The 1,176-nt window shown below is 74.6% G+C and carries 2 protein-coding genes; both read left to right on the top strand.

Annotated elements, in window-relative coordinates; genetic code table 11:
* Nucleotides 1–253: SDR family oxidoreductase (locus tag VF202_14830; protein HEX7041389.1), on the top strand; the 253-nt coding region annotated here is incomplete at its 5' end.
* The coding region (locus VF202_14825; GenBank protein HEX7041388.1) for a M20/M25/M40 family metallo-hydrolase at nt 250–1,176 on the top strand (927 nt) is incomplete at its 3' end. The genes VF202_14830 and VF202_14825, both read left to right, overlap by 4 nt.

The raw sequence follows: 1,176 nt of genomic DNA, 5'->3' as shown, positions 1-1,176 counted from the left end.
CCACGGCGTGCGCGCCAACGCCGTCGCGCCGGGCGTCGTCGAGACGCCGCTGACCAAGCAGATCAAGGACCAGCCCGCCTGGTACGACGCCTACGCCAGGAAGAGCGCGCTGGGGCGCTGGGCGCAGCCGAGCGAGCTCGTGGGCGCGGTCGTGTTCCTCGCCTCCGACGCCTCCAGCTTCGTGACCGGCTCCCTACTCTACGTCGACGGCGGTTGGACGGCCGTCGACGGCAGGTTCACGCCGCCGCTGTGACGGCGCGCCGGAGCGCGGGCCTGCCCGGCCCGGTGGCCGAGCTGGCGCGGCGCGCCGCCGACGCCGTCGACCCCGAGCGGGTCGTCGCCCTGGCGCGGGGCCTGGTGCGGGTCCGCAGCGTCTACGACGAGGCCGCCGGCACCACGGAGGCCGAGGCGGCGCGCTACGTGGCCGAGCAGCTCGCGTCCGCCGGCTTCGCGCCCGTTGTCGAGGAGGCCGCGCCGGGGCGCCCCAACGTGATCTGCGACTTCGCGGGCACGTCCTTCGACCCGGCGCGCCACCGGACGCTGATGCTCGAGGGGCACACCGACGTCGTCACCGAGGGCGACCCGGCGGCGTGGTCGGTGCCGCCGTTCGAGGGGCGCATCGAACCCGGACCGAGCGGCGAGGTGGTCACGGGGGTCCTCCACGGGCGCGGCAGCGCCGACATGAAGGCCGGCGTGGCCGCCGCGATCGCCGCCGTGGAGGCGGTCAGGCGCGTCGCTCCCGACCTGCCCGGCCGCATCAGGCTCGGCATCGTCGCCGACGAGGAGGGCATGATGCTCGGCATCAAGTCGTTCATCGCGAACGGCTGGGCCGACGAGGTCTCCGGCGCGATCGTGTGCGAGCCGGAGGAGAACGAGATCTGCCTGTTCCAGAAGGGCGCGATGCGCTTCCACGTGCGCGCGCACGGCGTCATGAGCCACGGCGCGATGCCGTACGCCGGCGTGAACCCCATCCGCGGCCTCGCGGACCTGGTCGTGGCCCTGCGCGACCTCGAGCGCCGCGAGCAGGAGCGCCTTGGCGAGCACGAGTTCCTCGGCCTGCCCTGGATCACGCCGACGATCCTCATGGCGCCGGCCAAGGGCGAGGCGCAGCTCAACGTCATGCCCGACGAGGCGTACCTGGCCCTCGACGTCCGCACCGTGCCGGGGCAGGACCAC

Source organism: Trueperaceae bacterium (assembly GCA_036381035.1).
Taxonomy (GTDB): Bacteria; Deinococcota; Deinococci; order Deinococcales; family Trueperaceae; genus DASRWD01.
This window is presented reverse-complemented; position numbering and strand designations above follow the sequence as displayed.